The sequence below is a fragment of the Kibdelosporangium persicum genome (assembly GCF_013280595.1).
Taxonomy (GTDB): Bacteria; Actinomycetota; Actinomycetes; order Mycobacteriales; family Pseudonocardiaceae; genus Kibdelosporangium; species Kibdelosporangium persicum.
Window position 1 is genome coordinate 110195 of the sequence record NZ_JAAATY010000001.1, and the last position, 15645, is coordinate 125839.

At 67.2% G+C, this 15645-nt stretch carries 16 protein-coding genes; 9 read left to right on the forward strand and 7 right to left on the reverse strand.

Annotation, left to right across the window (positions count from 1 at the left end; all coding sequences use genetic code 11):
• Positions 1–146 precede the first annotated feature (146 nt).
• The 3 genes from GC106_RS00560 to GC106_RS00570 are packed head-to-tail and all read left to right on the forward strand — an operon-like array spanning position 147 to position 3093.
• Positions 147–1553, forward strand: a complete 1407-nt coding sequence (locus tag GC106_RS00560; RefSeq protein ID WP_246364600.1) for an Nramp family divalent metal transporter — start codon at positions 147–149, stop codon at positions 1551–1553.
• Positions 1553–2110, forward strand: a complete 558-nt coding sequence (locus GC106_RS00565) for a hypothetical protein (RefSeq protein ID WP_173123185.1) — start codon at positions 1553–1555, stop codon at positions 2108–2110. The genes GC106_RS00560 and GC106_RS00565 overlap by 1 nt, the downstream gene beginning before the upstream one ends.
• Positions 2107–3093: a TerC family protein gene (locus GC106_RS00570; protein ID WP_173123187.1), complete on the forward strand. Its 987-nt coding sequence runs from the start codon at positions 2107–2109 to the stop codon at positions 3091–3093. The genes GC106_RS00565 and GC106_RS00570 overlap by 4 nt, the downstream gene beginning before the upstream one ends.
• A 35-nt stretch (positions 3094–3128) precedes the next feature.
• On the opposite strand, the gene GC106_RS00575 is transcribed toward GC106_RS00570, so the two are convergent.
• Positions 3129–3317, reverse strand: a complete 189-nt coding sequence (locus tag GC106_RS00575) for a hypothetical protein (protein ID WP_173123189.1) — start codon at positions 3315–3317, stop codon at positions 3129–3131.
• A gap of 242 nt (positions 3318–3559) precedes the next feature.
• Here GC106_RS00575 and GC106_RS00580 point away from each other — a divergent pair, with 242 nt between their 5' ends.
• Positions 3560–3964: a VOC family protein gene (locus GC106_RS00580; protein ID WP_173123191.1), complete on the forward strand. Its 405-nt coding sequence runs from the start codon at positions 3560–3562 to the stop codon at positions 3962–3964.
• A 73-nt stretch (positions 3965–4037) separates the two neighbouring features.
• Here the strand turns inward: GC106_RS00580 and GC106_RS00585 are convergent, their stop codons facing one another.
• The 3 genes from GC106_RS00585 to GC106_RS00595 form a co-directional block, all read right to left on the reverse strand.
• Positions 4038–5234, reverse strand: coding sequence for an HNH endonuclease signature motif containing protein (locus GC106_RS00585; protein WP_173123193.1), 1197 nt, complete (start codon positions 5232–5234; stop codon positions 4038–4040).
• A gap of 341 nt (positions 5235–5575) precedes the next feature.
• The gene (locus GC106_RS00590) at positions 5576–6313 is read right to left on the reverse strand and encodes a GntR family transcriptional regulator (RefSeq protein ID WP_173123195.1); all 738 of its coding nucleotides are present in this window, start codon (positions 6311–6313) and stop codon (positions 5576–5578) included.
• Positions 6310–7653: an OFA family MFS transporter gene (locus GC106_RS00595; protein WP_173123197.1), complete on the reverse strand. Its 1344-nt coding sequence runs from the start codon at positions 7651–7653 to the stop codon at positions 6310–6312. The genes GC106_RS00590 and GC106_RS00595 overlap by 4 nt, the downstream gene beginning before the upstream one ends.
• Positions 7654–7705: 52 nt before the next feature.
• Here GC106_RS00595 and sucC point away from each other — a divergent pair, with 52 nt between their 5' ends.
• The 5 genes from sucC (at position 7706) to GC106_RS00620 (ending at position 12435) form a co-directional block, all read left to right on the forward strand.
• Entirely contained in the window at positions 7706–8845 is a 1140-nt protein-coding gene (gene sucC / locus GC106_RS00600; RefSeq protein WP_173123199.1) for an ADP-forming succinate--CoA ligase subunit beta, read from the forward strand.
• A gap of 1 nt (position 8846) precedes the next feature.
• Positions 8847–9725 carry a succinate--CoA ligase subunit alpha gene (gene sucD / locus GC106_RS00605; RefSeq protein WP_173123201.1) on the forward strand — a complete coding sequence of 293 codons (879 nt, stop codon included), beginning with the start codon at positions 8847–8849 and terminating at the stop codon, positions 9723–9725.
• 75 nt (positions 9726–9800) lie between these two features.
• A complete protein-coding gene (gene cbiE, locus GC106_RS00610; protein WP_173123203.1) occupies positions 9801–10976 on the forward strand; it encodes a precorrin-6y C5,15-methyltransferase (decarboxylating) subunit CbiE in 1176 nt (391 codons plus the stop codon).
• Positions 10973–11713, forward strand: a complete 741-nt coding sequence (gene cobM, locus GC106_RS47445) for a precorrin-4 C(11)-methyltransferase (protein ID WP_173123205.1) — start codon at positions 10973–10975, stop codon at positions 11711–11713. The genes cbiE and cobM overlap by 4 nt, the downstream gene beginning before the upstream one ends.
• The gene (locus GC106_RS00620) at positions 11710–12435 is read left to right on the forward strand and encodes a cobalt-precorrin-6A reductase (RefSeq protein WP_173123207.1); all 726 of its coding nucleotides are present in this window, start codon (positions 11710–11712) and stop codon (positions 12433–12435) included. The genes cobM and GC106_RS00620 overlap by 4 nt, the downstream gene beginning before the upstream one ends.
• Here the strand turns inward: GC106_RS00620 and GC106_RS00625 are convergent.
• The 3 genes from GC106_RS00625 to GC106_RS00635 form a co-directional block, all read right to left on the reverse strand.
• Entirely contained in the window at positions 12404–13897 is a 1494-nt protein-coding gene (locus GC106_RS00625) for a precorrin-2 C(20)-methyltransferase (RefSeq protein ID WP_173123209.1), read from the reverse strand. The two genes, GC106_RS00620 and GC106_RS00625, sit on opposite strands and share 32 nt — an antisense overlap.
• Before the next feature lie 67 nt (positions 13898–13964).
• On the reverse strand, positions 13965–14594 hold the full coding sequence (locus GC106_RS00630; protein WP_312872331.1) for a precorrin-8X methylmutase: 630 nt from the start codon (positions 14592–14594) through the stop codon (positions 13965–13967).
• Positions 14591–15625: a ferredoxin-like domain-containing protein gene (locus tag GC106_RS00635; protein WP_173123211.1), complete on the reverse strand. Its 1035-nt coding sequence runs from the start codon at positions 15623–15625 to the stop codon at positions 14591–14593. Before GC106_RS00635 ends, GC106_RS00630 begins: the two co-directional genes overlap by 4 nt.
• Positions 15626–15645: the final 20 nt, after the last annotated feature.

Genomic DNA, 15645 nt, shown 5'->3' on the forward strand with positions numbered 1-15645 from the left:
CACAGGCAAGGGGTTGTCCGACCGGGACGAAATCGAAATTCCTCAAAGGAGAGGGGTCTGAGATGGAGACCTCGAAAACCCCGGCAGCCGGGCCGAAAGCAGTCGCCGGCGAGGAGAGAGTGTGGCGAGCCGGTCGGCTCGATCCAATGCCCATCCGTACCCTGCCCGAGCCACCGCCGTCGGTCCACCTGTTAGGTCCGACGGTCTTCCTGGTCGCGCTCGGCGTCGGGATGGGCGAGTCCTACATGTGGCCGAGGCTGGTGCTGGTCTTCGGCCCGGAGATCAGGTGGCTGTTCCTGATCGGTGTGACCCTGCAGGCCGTGGTGATGCTCGAGATGGCCCGTTACGCGATGGCCACCGGCGAGAGCATCTTCACCGGTGCGGCCCGCGTGTTCAAACCGATCATGTGGTTCTTCTTCGTCACGGCCATCTTGGTCTATATCTGGCCAGGCCATCTTTCGGCTGGTGCCGCGGCGTTCGAACAGATAACAGGCATACCGTGGGTCGTGACAGCCTGCGTTGCCCTGGTCCTGGTGGGCATTCTGTTCAGCCTCGCCAGGGTCATCTACAACCTGCTGGAGAACGTGCTCGCGCTGCTCATCGGACTGCTCGTGGTGGGCACCGCGGTGATCGCGTCGATGGTCGGCAGCTGGGGCGACCTCACCACGACCATCACCGGGATGTTCAACATCGGGTACTTCCCGTCCGGGGCGATGAACGCCGAGTGGTTCCCGATCGTGGTCGGCGCCATCGCGTTCGCCGGTCCGTCCGGTATGCAGCAGATGTGGTACACGCTGCACCTGCGGGACAGCGGCGCCGGCATGGGTTCGCACATCCCGAAGCTGCGAGGGCTGCGGCACGCGGGTGAAGAAGAGGAGATGCCCAACCGCGGGTTCATGTTCGACACCGAGAACACGGAGGAGATGCGCAAGTGGAAAGGGTGGCGGCGCTGGGTCACCTTTGACGCCCTGTTGTTGTTCTGGGGCGTCACGATGCTTGTCACCATCTCGTTCACCGTGCTCGCCCAGTCGGCCGCCCGGGCCAATCCGGACGTCAAGACACTGATCGAGGGCGGTGACCGGTCCGCGGCGCTCGCGGCGATGTCGGACGCCTTCGCCGCGGCGGGTGGTTCGGTGCTCGGCACGGCGTTCTTCGGCTTCATCGCCCTGATCGGGTTGAACGCGACCCTGGGCCTGTTCGACTCGTTCTCGCGTGGCCAGGCGGACATGACGTACTTCTTCGTCAAGGGCGCCAAGCGGTTCAAGATGTCACACCTCTACGCGTTCTTCCTGTGGGCTGTGATCATCTTCGGCATCCTGATCCTCAACTTTGGGCCTGCCGACGGACCTGAGGCCGTGCTGGACATCCTGGCGTTCCTCTCCACCTTCGCCATGGGTGCGTACTGCGTCGTGTTGTTGCTGGTGAACAACAAGATGCTGCCCAAACCCATCCGTCCGAAGTGGTGGACCAACGGCATCATCGGCTTCGGAGCCGTGTTCTACCTGGGCATGCTGTTCTTCAGCCTGTTCGCCTTCGGGGTGGTCGTGGACTGATGACAGTGCCGAATCGAGGGGCAGCACGAGTACGCGAGCTGGCAGAAGTTTCCCGTCCCGGATTCGCCGTCGGTTTCCTCGCCGGCAGTGTCGCCGGACTGATGGCGCTGATCGTCGGTCAGCCGATCGGCTGGGCGATGGTGAGCGCGTTGGCGCTCGGGTTGCCGCTCGGGCTGCTCGGCGCCGTCTACAGTGTCCTGATCGCCTTGGGCAAGGTCCGCCTCGGCGGTTTCGCCCCGGCCTGCCTGTTCTGGCTGATCGGCTTCCCCCTGTCGCGCCTGTCACAGGAGGTGCTGACCCGCCTGGTGCTGACCGGAGAGCTCGGCGGCCCGCCCGACGTCCTTGGTTTCCTTGCCTACCAAGGGCTGATCAGCGCGGGGTTCGCGTTCGGGTTCCTCTGGATGCACGAACGCCTTGCGCCACGCTGGTGGCACAGGATGTCCGGCCAGAACCCGACTGCACTGCGGGTCTATGATCGCTACGCCTCACATGCGCGTGTCATGTGGGAGGCGCGAGAGGCGCGTAAACGCAGGCGGGAGGCGAGCAAAGCCCGATGAACATCCCCACATGGGTTTGGCTGGTCACAGTGGCCGGTCTGTCCGCGATGATCATGTTCGACTTCTATCTGGTGTCGCGTAATCCGCGGAAACCCTCCATGCGGGAATGCACTCTGTGGGTGTCGGCCTACGTGGGCCTCGCCGTCCTCTTCGGATTCGGCGTGACCCTGTTCGCAGGCGGGCAGCATGGTGGTGAGTTCTTCGCAGGCTGGATCACCGAGTATTCGCTGTCGGTGGACAACCTGTTCGTGTTCATCATCATCATGGGCACCTTCGCTGTTCCCAAGCAGTTCCAACAGAAGGTGTTGTCGATCGGGATAGTCCTGGCACTGCTGATGAGAGGTTTGTTCATCGCGGTGGGAGCCCAGGCCGTCTCCCGATTCGACTGGTTGTTCTACATCTTCGGCGCCTTCCTCATCTACACGGCCTGGAAGCTCATCCGCCACCAGGACGACGATGAGGAAGAATTCACAGAGAACGCGGTTCTCCGCGTGGCCAAGAAATTCCTGCCGGCCACGGACTCCTATGACGGGGCCAAGCTGACCACCAGGGTGGACGGGCGAAAGATGGTCACGCCGATGCTGATCGTGATGATCGCGATCGGTACCACGGACCTGCTTTTCGCCCTGGATTCCATCCCGGCGATCTTCGGCCTCACCAAGGAGCCCTACCTGGTGTTCACCGCGAACGCGTTCGCCCTGATGGGCCTGCGACAGCTGTACTTCCTGATCGGCGGCTTGCTGGACAAGCTCGTCTACCTCAGCAAGGGGCTGTCGATCGTTCTCGCCTTCATCGGCGTGAAACTCGTGTTCGAGGCTCTGCACCACGACGGTGTGAGCTGGGCTCCGGAAATTCCGATCCTGGTCTCACTCGGCACCATTCTCGGCACGCTGGCGGTGACGACGGTGGCGAGTTTGATCAAGGTTCGGCGGCAACCGAAGGAAGCGGAGCCCAAGTCAGTGACCGTTACGGCGGCTGACTGACTGGCGGTTACCTGGCGGCAGGCGTCAGGACGGTGTCATCCGGCCGTCTTGGCGTCTGCCTTCTTGGTGTCGCTGTCGCGCAGGTAGGTCTCGACCTCGTCGGAGAGACCCCGCTCGGCCCGCGCCATGGCGGCCGTGAGTCCCACACCGATCATGCCGCCGTCCGCCGAAGCGCCCAGCGGACCACGGGTGAGAGTCTCGAAGATCTCCCGGATCCTGCTCATCTGACTTTCACTCCTCCTAGTCGTGTCGATCGTTCTGGTCGACTGCCTACAGCATACAATCCGTACAACCGTCCTGGTCGGTGTGAACAGTCACATCACATAAAGTGACGATCGGTCACTGTCCCGCGCTGCTCGTGGAATACCCACCCCGGCGAGCCGCAACCGTCGCAAAGTGCTCATGAGGTGAGCGCTTTGCGACGGAAGATGGTCCCTGACAAGCCAACCGAACGGAGGGACCACCGATGTTGCGAGGATTCACCACCATCACCTACTGGGCAGACGACATGGACGCCGCGCGGCGGTGGTACACCGAGCTGCTCGGCGTCGAGCCGTACTTCGTGCGCCCGGTCGAGGGCCCGCCCGCGTACGTCGAGTTCCGGATCGGCGACAGCCAGGACGAACTGGGGCTGAAAGACCGCCGTTACGCCCCCGCCGAGGCGGCACACGGCCCGGGAGGCGCCGTCATGTACTGGCACGTCGACGACATCGAGGCAACGTTCCAGAAGCTGCTGTCACTGGGAGCCAAGGAATACCAGCCGATCACGCCCCGGGGAGAGGGGTTCGTGACGGCGTCCGTGGTCGACCCGTTCGGGAACGTCCTGGGAATCATGCACAACCCCCACTACCTGGAAATGCTGGCCCGATGACGCATCCCGCCGCCGCCAGGCCTCCGCACTCAAGGCAGCACAAGCTGCGGCTTGAGTGGAGGGCGCGCAGCCTCTAAAAGGGTGGGATCTCGTAGCGTTCCGGGGTGGTCACGACGGTTCTGCTGGCCGGCGTGTGGAAGACGAGTGTGCCTGGTTCGATCTGTTCGATCCTCCAGTTGGTGCGTTGGCGCATGAGGTTGTGGCGCTTGCAGAACATGGCGGTGTTGTCTTGCGCGGTGAGCCCGCCGGACGCGTACGTCTTGGTGTGGTCGGTCTGGCAGCGTTCGGCCGGGACTGTGCAGCCTGGTTGACGGCATACTCTGTCGCGCATCTGGATGTGACGTTTCAGCGTGGGGGAGGCGAACCGTCGCCTGCTGACTTCCAGCACCTGCCCGCTCGGGTCCGTGAGCACTCGTCGCCATGTGGCGTTCTGGGCGAGTTCGCGTGCGTATTCGGCTGTGATGGGCCCGTAGCCGCTGATCTCGCCTGGTTCCTGGTTCAGGCCCATGAGCGTCGTCATCGGGACCAGGACGTTCACGGCCACCGGCGGTTGCTTGGATTCCTTGCCCAGCACCAGGTCCATGAACACGTCGGCCTTGCGGTGCGCCAAGCTGCGTCCGGTGCTCCCGGCCTGCTCGGCCAGGGAAGTGATGCGGGCATAGGCCGCTTGAGCCTCGTGCGGCTCCATGGTGATGGTCAGCGACGTGGTGCCGTCCGGCTTGTCCCACTTCGTCACATCGCGCTTGGCGCGGGCGAGCCGCCTGCGTTCGTTGGCGGCCGCGGGGTCGGCGCGGATGACTTCACGGCGGAGGCTGTGCTTGAACCGGGTGAGATTTTCACGCTGCCCGCCGTCCAGCACGCGTCTCTCCACTCTGGACGCCTGGTCATCGTCCAGGTCGGCGGTGTAGTCGTGCATCGCCTTGGCACACATGTAGTCGATGGCGCCTGCTTCGAGGGCGTCGACGGTCGCGCCCAGGCGTTTGACGAGCGCCTGGGCGAAGGCGATCTGGCTGGAGGTGGTGTTGGGGCTGAGGTTGAGTTCCATCGCCACTTCCTCGGCGGCGCCGTCGCCGAGGTCGATTCCCCGGCGGCCGGGTGGGCGATGCTCGGCCAACCGGGCCAGAGACCGGAGAAACAGGGCTTCCGCGCGGCATTTCTCCCGGTGGTGGTAACCGGCGCTGTCGAGGGCCTCCTCGTCGTCCATCGCTTCGATGGGGACCTCCGGCGGTGGCTTCACCTCCCGGAATCGGACTGTCAGTTGTTCGCTCATATGTTCAATTTACCGGAATCATGACGGTGTTGCGTCACTCGACCGGGTGGACGTTTGTCCTGTGTGGACTGACCGGGTGTCACCGGCGGGGCTGTCTTGCCTCGTGGTACACGGTTGGTCGTGGAAGAGCGCGTTCTGGCTGGCCAGTGTCTGGGCGGTGTTCCAGGCCGGGGTCGCCTTTCCGGAGGGCAAGCGGCGCGAGAAGGCGTCATGTCGGCGCGGACGGCGATGACCGCGGACGCGGTCTGCGGCGGCCTCGGCTACCTCGGGAGCAGGTCAATTCCTCCCCTGGGGCCCAAGAACACCGCATCTTGGCACATCAGGGGAGGAGCCGGGCAAACCTATTCCGCTTCGGAGACCCGCTGGTCGTGATACGCCTGGCGGGTCCTTTCCGTGTGCCGGTTCATGATCGTGCTCGCCAGGTCCGCGTCGTGCGCGGCGATCGCCTTGATCAGCTCGGCGTGCTCGGCCCACGCGTCATGGCCACGCGGGCGGGCGATCGGCCGGTAGTACCACCGGACGCGGCGCTCGACCAACGCGATGTGCTCGGCCAGGACCGCGTTCCGGGAGATCTCGGTGATGTACGCGTGCAGCGCCGCGTTCGCGGCGGTCATGCCTTCCGCGTCGTCGGTCTCCACCGCGGCCTCACCTTCGCGCTGCAGTTCCCACAGCCGCGCGACTTCCTCCTCGGTGGCCCGGCCTGCCGCCAGCCGGGCGGAGTGCGTCTCCAGCACCGAACGCACGCTCAGCAGCTGGTCGGCCTCCTCCTCGGTCGGTGTGTGCACGAACGCGCCCTGCGCGGGGCGCAGGTCGACCCAGCCTTCGGTTTGCAGGCGCTGCAACGCTTCGCGCACCGGTTGCCTGCTGACTCCCAGGTACTGAGCCAGTTCCAGCTCGACCAAGTGCTGACCTGGCTGCAGGGTGCCGTTGATGATCAGCTCGATCAGCGCGGAGTGGACGGCTTCGCGCAGCGGAGCGGGCCGCTCGACCCGTTGGGTCGCGGCCCCGCTCAGCGCGCCTCGTCCACCCCGTTTGCCGCTCCCGAGTGGCTCGGGAAGCTGGATCACGGGTTCGTTCACCTGGTTCCTCCCGAACCGACGGACGACATCGTTGTGTCTACAACATACATTATGGGAAGCGTGGATACATGTCCTGGACGGCGCAGGCGCACGCTCAGTATCGCCGATCCGAGCGCGACCAGCCCGGATATCAGGAAAACGGCAGGGAATCCCCACGCCGGGACCGCCAGTGCGGCGAGTCCGACGCCGATCACGCCGCCGAACGCCTTCGCGCTGTAAACCACCCCGTGGGTCTTGGCGACGTCGCGGTCGCCGAAGAACTCCCTGGCCAGGCTGGCGAAAAGCGGATAGAACGCGCCACCGCCCGCGCCGGCCAGCGTGGCCGCGACCAGGAGCAGGAAGATCGATCCGGAGGACGCCGCGCCGGCGAGGAACACCTGGCCGACGGCCTGGGCCACCAGCACGGCGCCGATCGCGCGCCTGCGGCCGATCTGGCCGGAGATCCGGATCGCCAGCGATCTCCCGGCGCCGTTGGCGCCGAGCAGAACGGCCGTGCCGATGGCCACGACGACCAGACCAATCCCCATCTGGGCGCCGAGGACGGCGAAGAAGGTGACCGTGAACAGCGACACCGCGCTGGCCGTCAGCAGAACGAAGTACATCAACGGAAGCACGCCCGTGCGTAGCGCTTCCCGCACTGAGAACTGCCGTACCGCACGTGATGGGCTACGCCTGCGATCGACCGCCCATTCCTGCGGGTCGATGTGCGGCGGCCACCAGTTCGCCGGTGGGTCACGGAAGAAGACGCCGGTCGTGGCCACGACAACGCCCACGATCACCGCGGCGACGTCCAGAGCGATCGTCGGCGGCGAGAACAGGAACGCGATCGCGAACGGCACCGCGCCGTAAGCGAAAGCACCGGTCACGAAGCTCACCCGGGACGCCATCTGCTCGGGATGCCACTTCGCCACGGTCGACGTGCAGGTCGCGTAGACCAATCCCGCGCCGGTGCCGCCGAGCACCGAATAGCCGAGCAAAGCCATGACGTACGAGTCGAAATGCGCCAGCGAGACCATTCCCGCCAGCATCAGCACCGCGCCGAGCACCATCACCGCGCGCGGCCCGAGCTTGCCGCGCTCCCGCAGATAGGCGGTGGGGAACCCGGCGACCGCCTGGAAGACGGCCCACGCGGCCAGCAGCCAGAGGGTTTCCCTGACGCCCCAGCCGCGTTCGGCGAGCTGGGGGACGAGCGAGCCGAAGGCGTACTGCATCACCCCGGTCGCCGCCATCGCCGCCCAGGGCAGCCAGGCCATCCAGGCCCGCGAACGACCGATGAGCTCTTCGGGAACCGGGCCGAGGAGATACGTCCGGCCAAAGCAATCCCGCACCGATGGATACATCTCGCCCTCCTACCTCTGGACAGGCCGCTCCATACTGCATACAGTCTACAACGTGGACCTGTACGAGTATCAAGCCAAAGAGCTCTTCTCGAAGCACGGCGTCCCGGTCGGCCCGCAACGGGTCGTCACCAATCCGACCGACGCCGTAGCCGCCGCCCGGATCCTCGGCCTGCCTGTCGTGATCAAGGCACAGGTCAAGACGGGAGGGCGCGGCAAGGCGGGCGGCGTCAAGCTGGCCCGCACCACCGACGACGTGACCGCGCATGCCGAGGCGATCCTTGGTTTGGACATCAAGGGCCACATCGTGCGTAAGGTGCTTGTCACTCCGGCGTCCGAGATCGCCGGCGAGTACTACTTCTCGTTCCTGCTCGACCGTGCCAACAGGACGTTCCTCGCGCTCGCCTCCGCGGCGGGCGGCGTGGAGATCGAGGACAACGCCGACACCCTGGCGCGCGTACCGATCGACCCGATCGAGGGCGTGGACCTGGCCAAGGCCAGGCAGATCGCGGCCGAGGCGGGAATTCCCGAGGCCGCCGCGCCGACCATCGTCCGGCTGTGGAAGGCCTTCGTGGCCGAGGAGGCCACGCTGGTCGAGGTCAACCCGCTGGTCAGTGACTCGGCCGGGGAGATCATGGCGCTGGACGGCAAGGTCACCCTGGACGACAACGCGGACTTCCGGCACCCGGGGCACGCCGACTTTGTCGACACCGCGGCCGAGGATCCGTTGGAGGCCAGGGCGAAGTCGAAAGGCCTCAACTACGTCAAGCTCGACGGGCAGGTCGGTGTCATCGGCAACGGCGCGGGGCTGGTCATGTCCACTTTGGATGTCGTCGCCTACGCGGGCGAGGCGCACGGTGGCGTGAAGCCCGCCAACTTCCTGGACATCGGCGGTGGCGCGTCGGCCGAGGTGATGGCCAACGGCCTGGAGATCATCCTGTCCGACCCGGACGTGCGCAGCGTGCTGGTCAACGTGTTCGGCGGCATCACCGCGTGCGACGCGGTGGCCAACGGCATCGTGCAGGCGTTGCGGTTCCTCGGCAAGGTCGACAAGCCGATCGTGGTCCGGCTCGACGGCAACAACGCCGAGGAGGGCCGCCGGATTCTCGAAGAGGCCGCGCTGCCCGCCGTCGTGCAGATCGAGACGATGGACGCCGCCGCCGAGCACGCGGCCAAGCTGGCAGCAGGGGTGTGACATGGCGATTTTCATCGACGAGAACTCCAAGGTGATCGTCCAGGGCATGACCGGCGCGGAGGGCCGCAAGCACACCGCGCGGATGCTCGCCGCCGGCACGAACATCGTCGGCGGCGTGACGCCGGGCAAAGGCGGCCAGTCCGTCGAAATAGGACAGAAGGAACTGCCCGTCTTCGACTCGGTCGGCAAGGCGATGGCCGACACGGGCGCCGATACGTCGGTGATCTTCGTGCCGCCGAGGTTCGCCAAAGCCGCTGTGGTGGAAGCGATCGACGCCGAGATCGGCCTCGCGGTCGTGATCACCGAAGGCATCCCGGTGCACGACTCCGCGTGGTTCTGGGCGCACGCGGTCGCCAAGGGCAACAAGACCCGGATCATCGGCCCGAACTGCCCCGGCATCATCTCGCCCGGCAAGTCCAACGCGGGCATCATCCCGGCCGACATCACCACGGCCGGCCGGATCGGCCTGGTGTCCAAGTCCGGCACGCTGACGTACCAGCTGATGTACGAACTGCGGGACATCGGCTTCTCCACGGCCATCGGGATCGGGGGCGACCCCGTGGTCGGCACGACCCACATCGACGCGCTCGCGGCGTTCCAGGAGGACCCAGAGACCGAGCTGATCGTGATGATCGGTGAGATCGGCGGCGACGCCGAGGAGCGCGCGGCGGCGTTCATCCAGCAGAACGTCACCAAGCCGGTCGTCGGCTACGTCGCGGGCTTCACCGCGCCGGAGGGCAAGACCATGGGCCACGCGGGCGCGATCGTGTCCGGCTCGGCCGGTACCGCTGCCGCGAAGAAGGAGGCCCTTGAGGCGGCCGGCGTGCAGGTCGGCAAGACGCCGAGCGAGACCGCGACCTTGGCCCGTCAAGCCCTCTGACCCCGGATAACCCCTGGTCACCCCTCGTGAGTACTTTTGCGTGTTAGAACACGGATAAGTACTCACGAGGGATTCATGGTCACGGTTGTCGGTATTGGTGCTGAGGGGTGGGACGGCCTGACCGCCGTCGCCCGGCGGGCTCTGCGGGAGGCGGAGGTCCTGCTGGGCAGCAGGCGCCAGCTCGACCTCGTGCCCGCTGAGGTCGAGGCGCAACGGGTGGAATGGCCCTCACCGATGATGCCCGCGGTCCCCGGTCTGCTGGAGACGTACGCCGGCCGCGGGTTGTGCGTGCTGGCCAGCGGCGACCCGATGTTCTACGGCATCGGCAGCAAACTCGGGCCGGTCCGCGTGATCTCGCACCCGTCCTCGGTGTCCCTCGCGTGCGCCCGGCTGGGCTGGGCGGTGCAGGACGTCGAAGTCATCAGCGTTGTCGGCCGCCCGATCGAGCTGCTCAACGCGGCCGTGCATCCGGGGCGGCGGCTCGTTGTGCTCAGCTCGAACGGCGACACACCTCGTCAAGTCGCGGAACTGCTGACCCGGCGCGGCTACGGCACCAGTGTGATGACTGTGCTTGAGCGACTGGGCGACACGGCCGAGAACCAGGTCGTGGGTGTCGCCGAACAGTGGCAGGGATCGTCGGATCCGCTGAACGTGATCGCGATCGAATGCCACGGCGGTGAACTGCTGCCCAACGTGCCCGGTTTGCCTGACGAGGCTTACGAAAGCGACGGGCAGCTCACCAAACGCGAAGTCCGCGCGATCACGTTGTCGCGCCTCGCGCCCGTGCCCGGCCAGTTGTTGTGGGACGTCGGCGGGGGAGCGGGCAGCATCGCGATCGAATGGTCGCGTACGCATCCCTCCTGCCGTGCCATCACGATCGAGCGCGACGCCGAGCGCGCCGCGCGCATCACGCGCAACGCACACGAACTCGGCGTGCCGGGGATCAAGGTCGTCGAAGCCAAGGCCCCGGTGGACGGCCTGGAAACGCCGGACGCGATCTTCGTCGGCGGCGGGCTGACCGCGCCGGGCATGGTCGAGTGGGCCTGGGAGGGCCTCAGGCCCGGCGGACGGCTCGTGGTGAACGCGGTCACTGTGGAGTCGGAGGCGGTCGTGGCACGATGGCACGCCCGGCTCGGCGGCGACCTGGTCCGGATCTCGATCACCCGTGGCTCACCGGTGGGCGGGTTCACCGGCTGGCGGCCGCTGATGCCGGTCACCATCTGGAGCGTGACCAAGGAGGACCAGGCGTGACGGTGCACTTCATCGGCGCGGGACCCGGCGCGGCCGACCTGATCACCCTGCGCGGCCAGCGGCTGATCGCGTCGTCGCCGGTGTGCCTCTACGCGGGCGCTCTGGTTCCGGCCGAGTTGCTGGAGATGTGCCCCGAAGGCGCTCGTCTCGTGGACACAGCCAACCTGAACCTGGACGAGATCACCGCCGAACTCGTCGGCGCGCACAGCAAAGGCCTGGATGTGGCACGACTGCATTCCGGCGATCCTTCGGTGTACAGCGCGATGGCCGAGCAGATGCGTCGGCTCGACGCCGCTGGTGTGCCGTACGACGTGACGCCTGGTGTTCCGGCGTTCGCCGCCGCGGCGGCTTCGCTGAAGCGTGAGCTGACCGTTCCCGGCCTCGGGCAAACCGTTGTGCTGACAAGGACCTCGGCGCGGGCCACCCCGATGCCGGAAGGAGAGGACCTCGCCACCCTCGGCCAGAGCCGGTCGACCATGGTGCTTCACCTTGCCGTGCAACGGATCGACGAGGTCATCGCCGAACTCGTGCCCAACTACGGTCCGGATTGCCCGGTCGCGGTCGTCGCCTACGCCAGTCGTGCGGACGAAACCGTGCTGCGCGGCACACTGGCGGACATCGCGGACCAAGTGCACGCCGCCGGGATCAAACGGACCGCGGTGATCATCGTCGGTCAGGTGTTGTCCGCGACCGAGTTCATCGACAGTCACCTCTACTCGGTCAACCGCGCCCGGTGACCGTCCTCATCCTCGGCGGGACCGGCGAAGCGCGCAGGCTGGCAGGCGAACTCCCCGGCATCAGGGTGATCTCGTCGCTGGCAGGCCGGGTTCGCACGCCCCGGCTACCTCCCGGCGAGGTCCGGATCGGCGGCTTCGGTGGCCCGGACGGACTCAGGAAGTGGTTGCTCGGCAACGACATTCACGCCGTCGTCGACGCGACTCATCCTTTCGCGGCGAGGATGACCGCGACCGCCGCCCAGGTCACGGCCGAGCTCGCGATCCCCTTCACGGTGCTCAGCCGCCCAGGCTGGTCGCCGGGCCCAGGCGACGACTGGCGGTGGGTGGACAGTGTGGCCGAAGCCGCCCGGAATCTCCCGGCTGAACGGGTTTTCCTCGCGACTGGCCGTGAGGAGCTCGCCGAGTTCGCGGACCTCGGCAACTGGTTCCTGGCGCGTTCGGTCGAGCCGCCGCAACCGCCAGTTCCCCGACGGCTGCGCGTCGTCCTCGACCGTGGACCGTTCACTGTGGAGGGTGAGCTCGCGTTGATGCGCGAGCACGGCATTCAGGCGCTGGTCACCAAGGACAGTGGCGGCGAGATGACCGCGGCGAAACTGACCGCCGCGCGGGAGCTGGGAATCCCGGTGGTCGTCGTTCGCCGCCCGCCGCTGCCTGCCGGCGTCAGCGTGGTGTCCAGTGTGGACGAGGCCGTCAGCTGGGTTCGGGGTATCGGCGAGGCGTGAACACCTTGCCGTTCTCGGTCAGCCGCGTCTGCGACGACCCGATCAGCAGCAGGCACCGCATGTCCACCTTGGACGCGTTTAGCTCGCCGAGCCGGACGATCTCGACGGCTTCGGCCGGGTGGCCGACGTCCCGCCCGATCACCACCGGGGTGTCCGCCGACCTGTGTTCCAGCAGCAGATCACGGGCCGCCTCCACCTGCCACGTCCGGCTCTTGGACGCAGGGTTGTAGATCGCGAGCACCAGGTCGGCCTTGGCCGCGGCGGACAGCCGCGACGCGATGACGTCCCACGGCTTGAGCCTGTCGGACAACGACAGCACGCAGTAGTCATGGCCCAGGGGAGCACCGACTCGGCTGGCGACGGCGTTGGCGGCGGTCAGTCCGGGCAGGACCCGCACGGGAACTTCGGCGTATTCCTCGGCGACTTCGAGCACGGCGCTGGCCATCGCGAAGACGCCGGGATCACCCGACGACACCACGGCAACCCGTGCCCCGCCGCGCGCGAGGTCAAGGGCGAACGCGGCCCGCTCAGCCTCGACACGGTTGTCCGAGGCGTGGCGGCGTTGACGTGGATTCGGTGCCACACGGTCGAGATACGGGCCGTAGCCCACCAGATCCGTTGCTGTGGCCAATGCGTCCTGCGCTTCCGGCGTCAGCCATTCGCGTCCGGCCGGGCCAAGCCCGACGACCACGACCTCACCCTGCGACGACTGCGGGACGGCGGTCGGCGTGACGGCCGCCGCCCGGCTGGACAGCAAAGCCACGGAGAAATAGGGAACTGTCGACGGGTCCACTTCACTGAGCGGCTCGACGCGCTGCTTGTCGGTCGTGGCGCGTTCGACGTACCAGGCCTCGTCCAGGCGCCCGGCATCCTCCAGAGCCGACCGGACCTTCGAGAACGTCCGCCCCAGCTTCATGATCGCCGCGGAGTCCGTCGCCTTGAGCTTCTCGGTGAGCGCCTCAGGATCCAAAGTCCCTGGCAGCACAGTGAGGATCTCGTCCCGCTCGACCAACGGCCTGCCCAGTTCGGCCGAAGCCGCGCTGACCGACGTCACGCCGGGCACGACCTGAGCCGGGTACCGGTGCGCAAGACGCTTGTGCAGATGCATGTACGAGCCGTAGAAGAACGGATCCCCTTCGGCGAGAACGACAACGTCCCGGCCCGCGTCCAGGTGGGCGGCCAGCCGGGCGGCGCACTCCTCGTAGAAGTCGTCGAGCGCACCCTGGTACCCGCCGGGATGATCCGTGGTCTCGGTGGTGATCGGGTACATCAACGGCTCTTCGATCTGGCCTTCCCGCATGTAGTGCCTGGCGATCGAACGGGCGATGCTGCGGCCGTGCCGTGCGCTGTGGAACGCGATCACGCCGGCGGACTCGATGAGCCGGGCCGCCTTGACGGTGATCAGTTCCGGGTCGCCGGGGCCCAGCCCGACGCCGAACAACCGGCCTGTTGGCTCACGCATGCCTACTCCTCGTCGCGGCTCTTCGTGAGCCGGCTCCCTGTGGTGAATGATTCGCTCGCGAGCTCGCTCACACTTCCGCCTCACTCGCGATCGCGTTCACGGCCGCCGCGGTGATGGCACTGCCGCCGCGCCGCCCGTGGACCACCAGATACTCCAGCCCAAGACTGTTGCCGGCCAGCGCCACTTTGGACTCCGCGGCACCGATGAACCCGACCGGAACACCGAGCACGGCAGCCGGTCGCGGCGCGCCGTCCGCGATCATGTCGAGCAGGTGGAACAACGCGGTCGGCGCGTTCCCGATCGCCACGACGGAGTCGCCCAGCCTGTCCTTCAGCAGTTCGAAGCCCGCGACACTCCGGGTGTTGCCCATTCGCCGCGCCAGGCCGGGCACCCGGGGATCACCGAGCATGCACACGACCTCGTTGTCGGCAGGCAGGCGTTTGCGCGTGACACCGGCGGCGACCATCTGGGCATCGCACAGGATCGGTGCGCCGTTCCGCAGTGCGGCACGGGCCTTCGCCACCACGTTCGGCGAGAAAGCGATGTCCTGGACCAGGTCCACCATGCCGCACGCGTGGATCATGCGGACCGCGACCTTGGCGACGTCCTCGGGCAACCCGCCGAGGTCCGCCTCGGCGCGGATGGTCGCGAAGGACCTGCGGTAGATCTCCGCGCCGTCCCGCAGGTACTCGGTCACTCGCTCCTCCGATATCCGTCGCCCGTGGCGATCATCTCCACCACGCGCCCTGCCGGTTTCCCGCACCGCCGCTCGCAACCCGACCAGTGCACGGGAAGTTCATCCGTCCTGGTGGGGACCCACGCGGTCGCGTCCGCTCGCACGTCCGCCAACGACTTCGCGCAGCCGGGCCGTCCGGCACACGCGGTCACGCCGTGCCAGGGAGAGCCGGGGTCGGTGACCAATCCTTCCACCTCAACGGCCGGAACCACGACGCTACGCCACGGTGTGAGCCGCACCCAGGGAGCAAGATCACACAACGCCTGCGCCTGTTGCCTCGTGAGCCGGCCGAGCGGCACGGCCGCGACGGTCACGTCGCCGAAGCGTCCGATCGGGTGCGTGGCCTGGTGCCGGATCTCGATCCGGTCCGGCCCTGGTGTGCCGAGTGTGGCGGTGATCCGTTCGACGCCGTCGGGCACTTCGGCCAGCCGCCAGGCGTCTCCCCGGATCTTCTGGAACTCCCGTGCGGCCTTGATGACGGTTTCCACCGGGTTGTCCACCCGGAGCCCGGTGTCGGCTCCGGCGAGCAGCAGGGCGTTGCCGTGCAGGCCGATGTCGCCCTTGAGTCCGCTCACGTCGCCACGGCCGTCGTCCACGGTGATCAGGAACCGGCCGGGCAGTGCGGCGAGTTCCGGTTCGGCACACAGCGCCCGGTCGATCTCGTCGACGAGGTGCTGATCATCACCCAACGGCGACGCGATGATGTTGCGAACCCGCTCATGGCTCAGGGAAGGCAGCAGGTCCGCGTCCCAGAGCCTCTTGGCCAGTTCCGCGCCGTCCGCCAGTCCCCGGATCTGGACGTTGGCCCGCGACGTCAGCTCAAGACTGCTGTCGCCGAGTTCGGCCGACGCGTCACTCAATGCCCTGAGCTGGGCACTCGTCACCGTGCCACCAGGAACCCGCACCCTGGCAAGCCCACCGTCCGCCGCCTGGTGCAGCGTGATCGCGCCAGGACAGGCATCCGGGCGCGTGCGGTCGGGATTCGTGGGCACGCGCCGGATGCTACGCGAGC

Bases quoted from the DNA above. Each gene is read 5' to 3' on its own strand.
- GC106_RS00560 (WP_246364600.1), top strand. From the start codon at position 147: ATGCCCATCCGTACCCTGCCCGAGCCACCGCCGTCGGTCCACCTGTTA.
- GC106_RS00565 (WP_173123185.1), top strand. From the start codon at position 1,553: ATGACAGTGCCGAATCGAGGGGCAGCACGAGTACGCGAGCTGGCAGAA.
- GC106_RS00570 (WP_173123187.1), top strand. From the start codon at position 2,107: ATGAACATCCCCACATGGGTTTGGCTGGTCACAGTGGCCGGTCTGTCC.
- GC106_RS00575 (WP_173123189.1), bottom strand. From the start codon at position 3,317: ATGAGCAGGATCCGGGAGATCTTCGAGACTCTCACCCGTGGTCCGCTG.
- GC106_RS00580 (WP_173123191.1), top strand. From the start codon at position 3,560: ATGTTGCGAGGATTCACCACCATCACCTACTGGGCAGACGACATGGAC.
- GC106_RS00585 (WP_173123193.1), bottom strand. From the start codon at position 5,234: ATGAGCGAACAACTGACAGTCCGATTCCGGGAGGTGAAGCCACCGCCG.
- GC106_RS00595 (WP_173123197.1), bottom strand. From the start codon at position 7,653: ATGTATCCATCGGTGCGGGATTGCTTTGGCCGGACGTATCTCCTCGGC.
- sucD (WP_173123201.1), top strand. From the start codon at position 8,847: ATGGCGATTTTCATCGACGAGAACTCCAAGGTGATCGTCCAGGGCATG.
- cbiE (WP_173123203.1), top strand. From the start codon at position 9,801: ATGGTCACGGTTGTCGGTATTGGTGCTGAGGGGTGGGACGGCCTGACC.
- GC106_RS00625 (WP_173123209.1), bottom strand. From the start codon at position 13,897: ATGCGTGAGCCAACAGGCCGGTTGTTCGGCGTCGGGCTGGGCCCCGGC.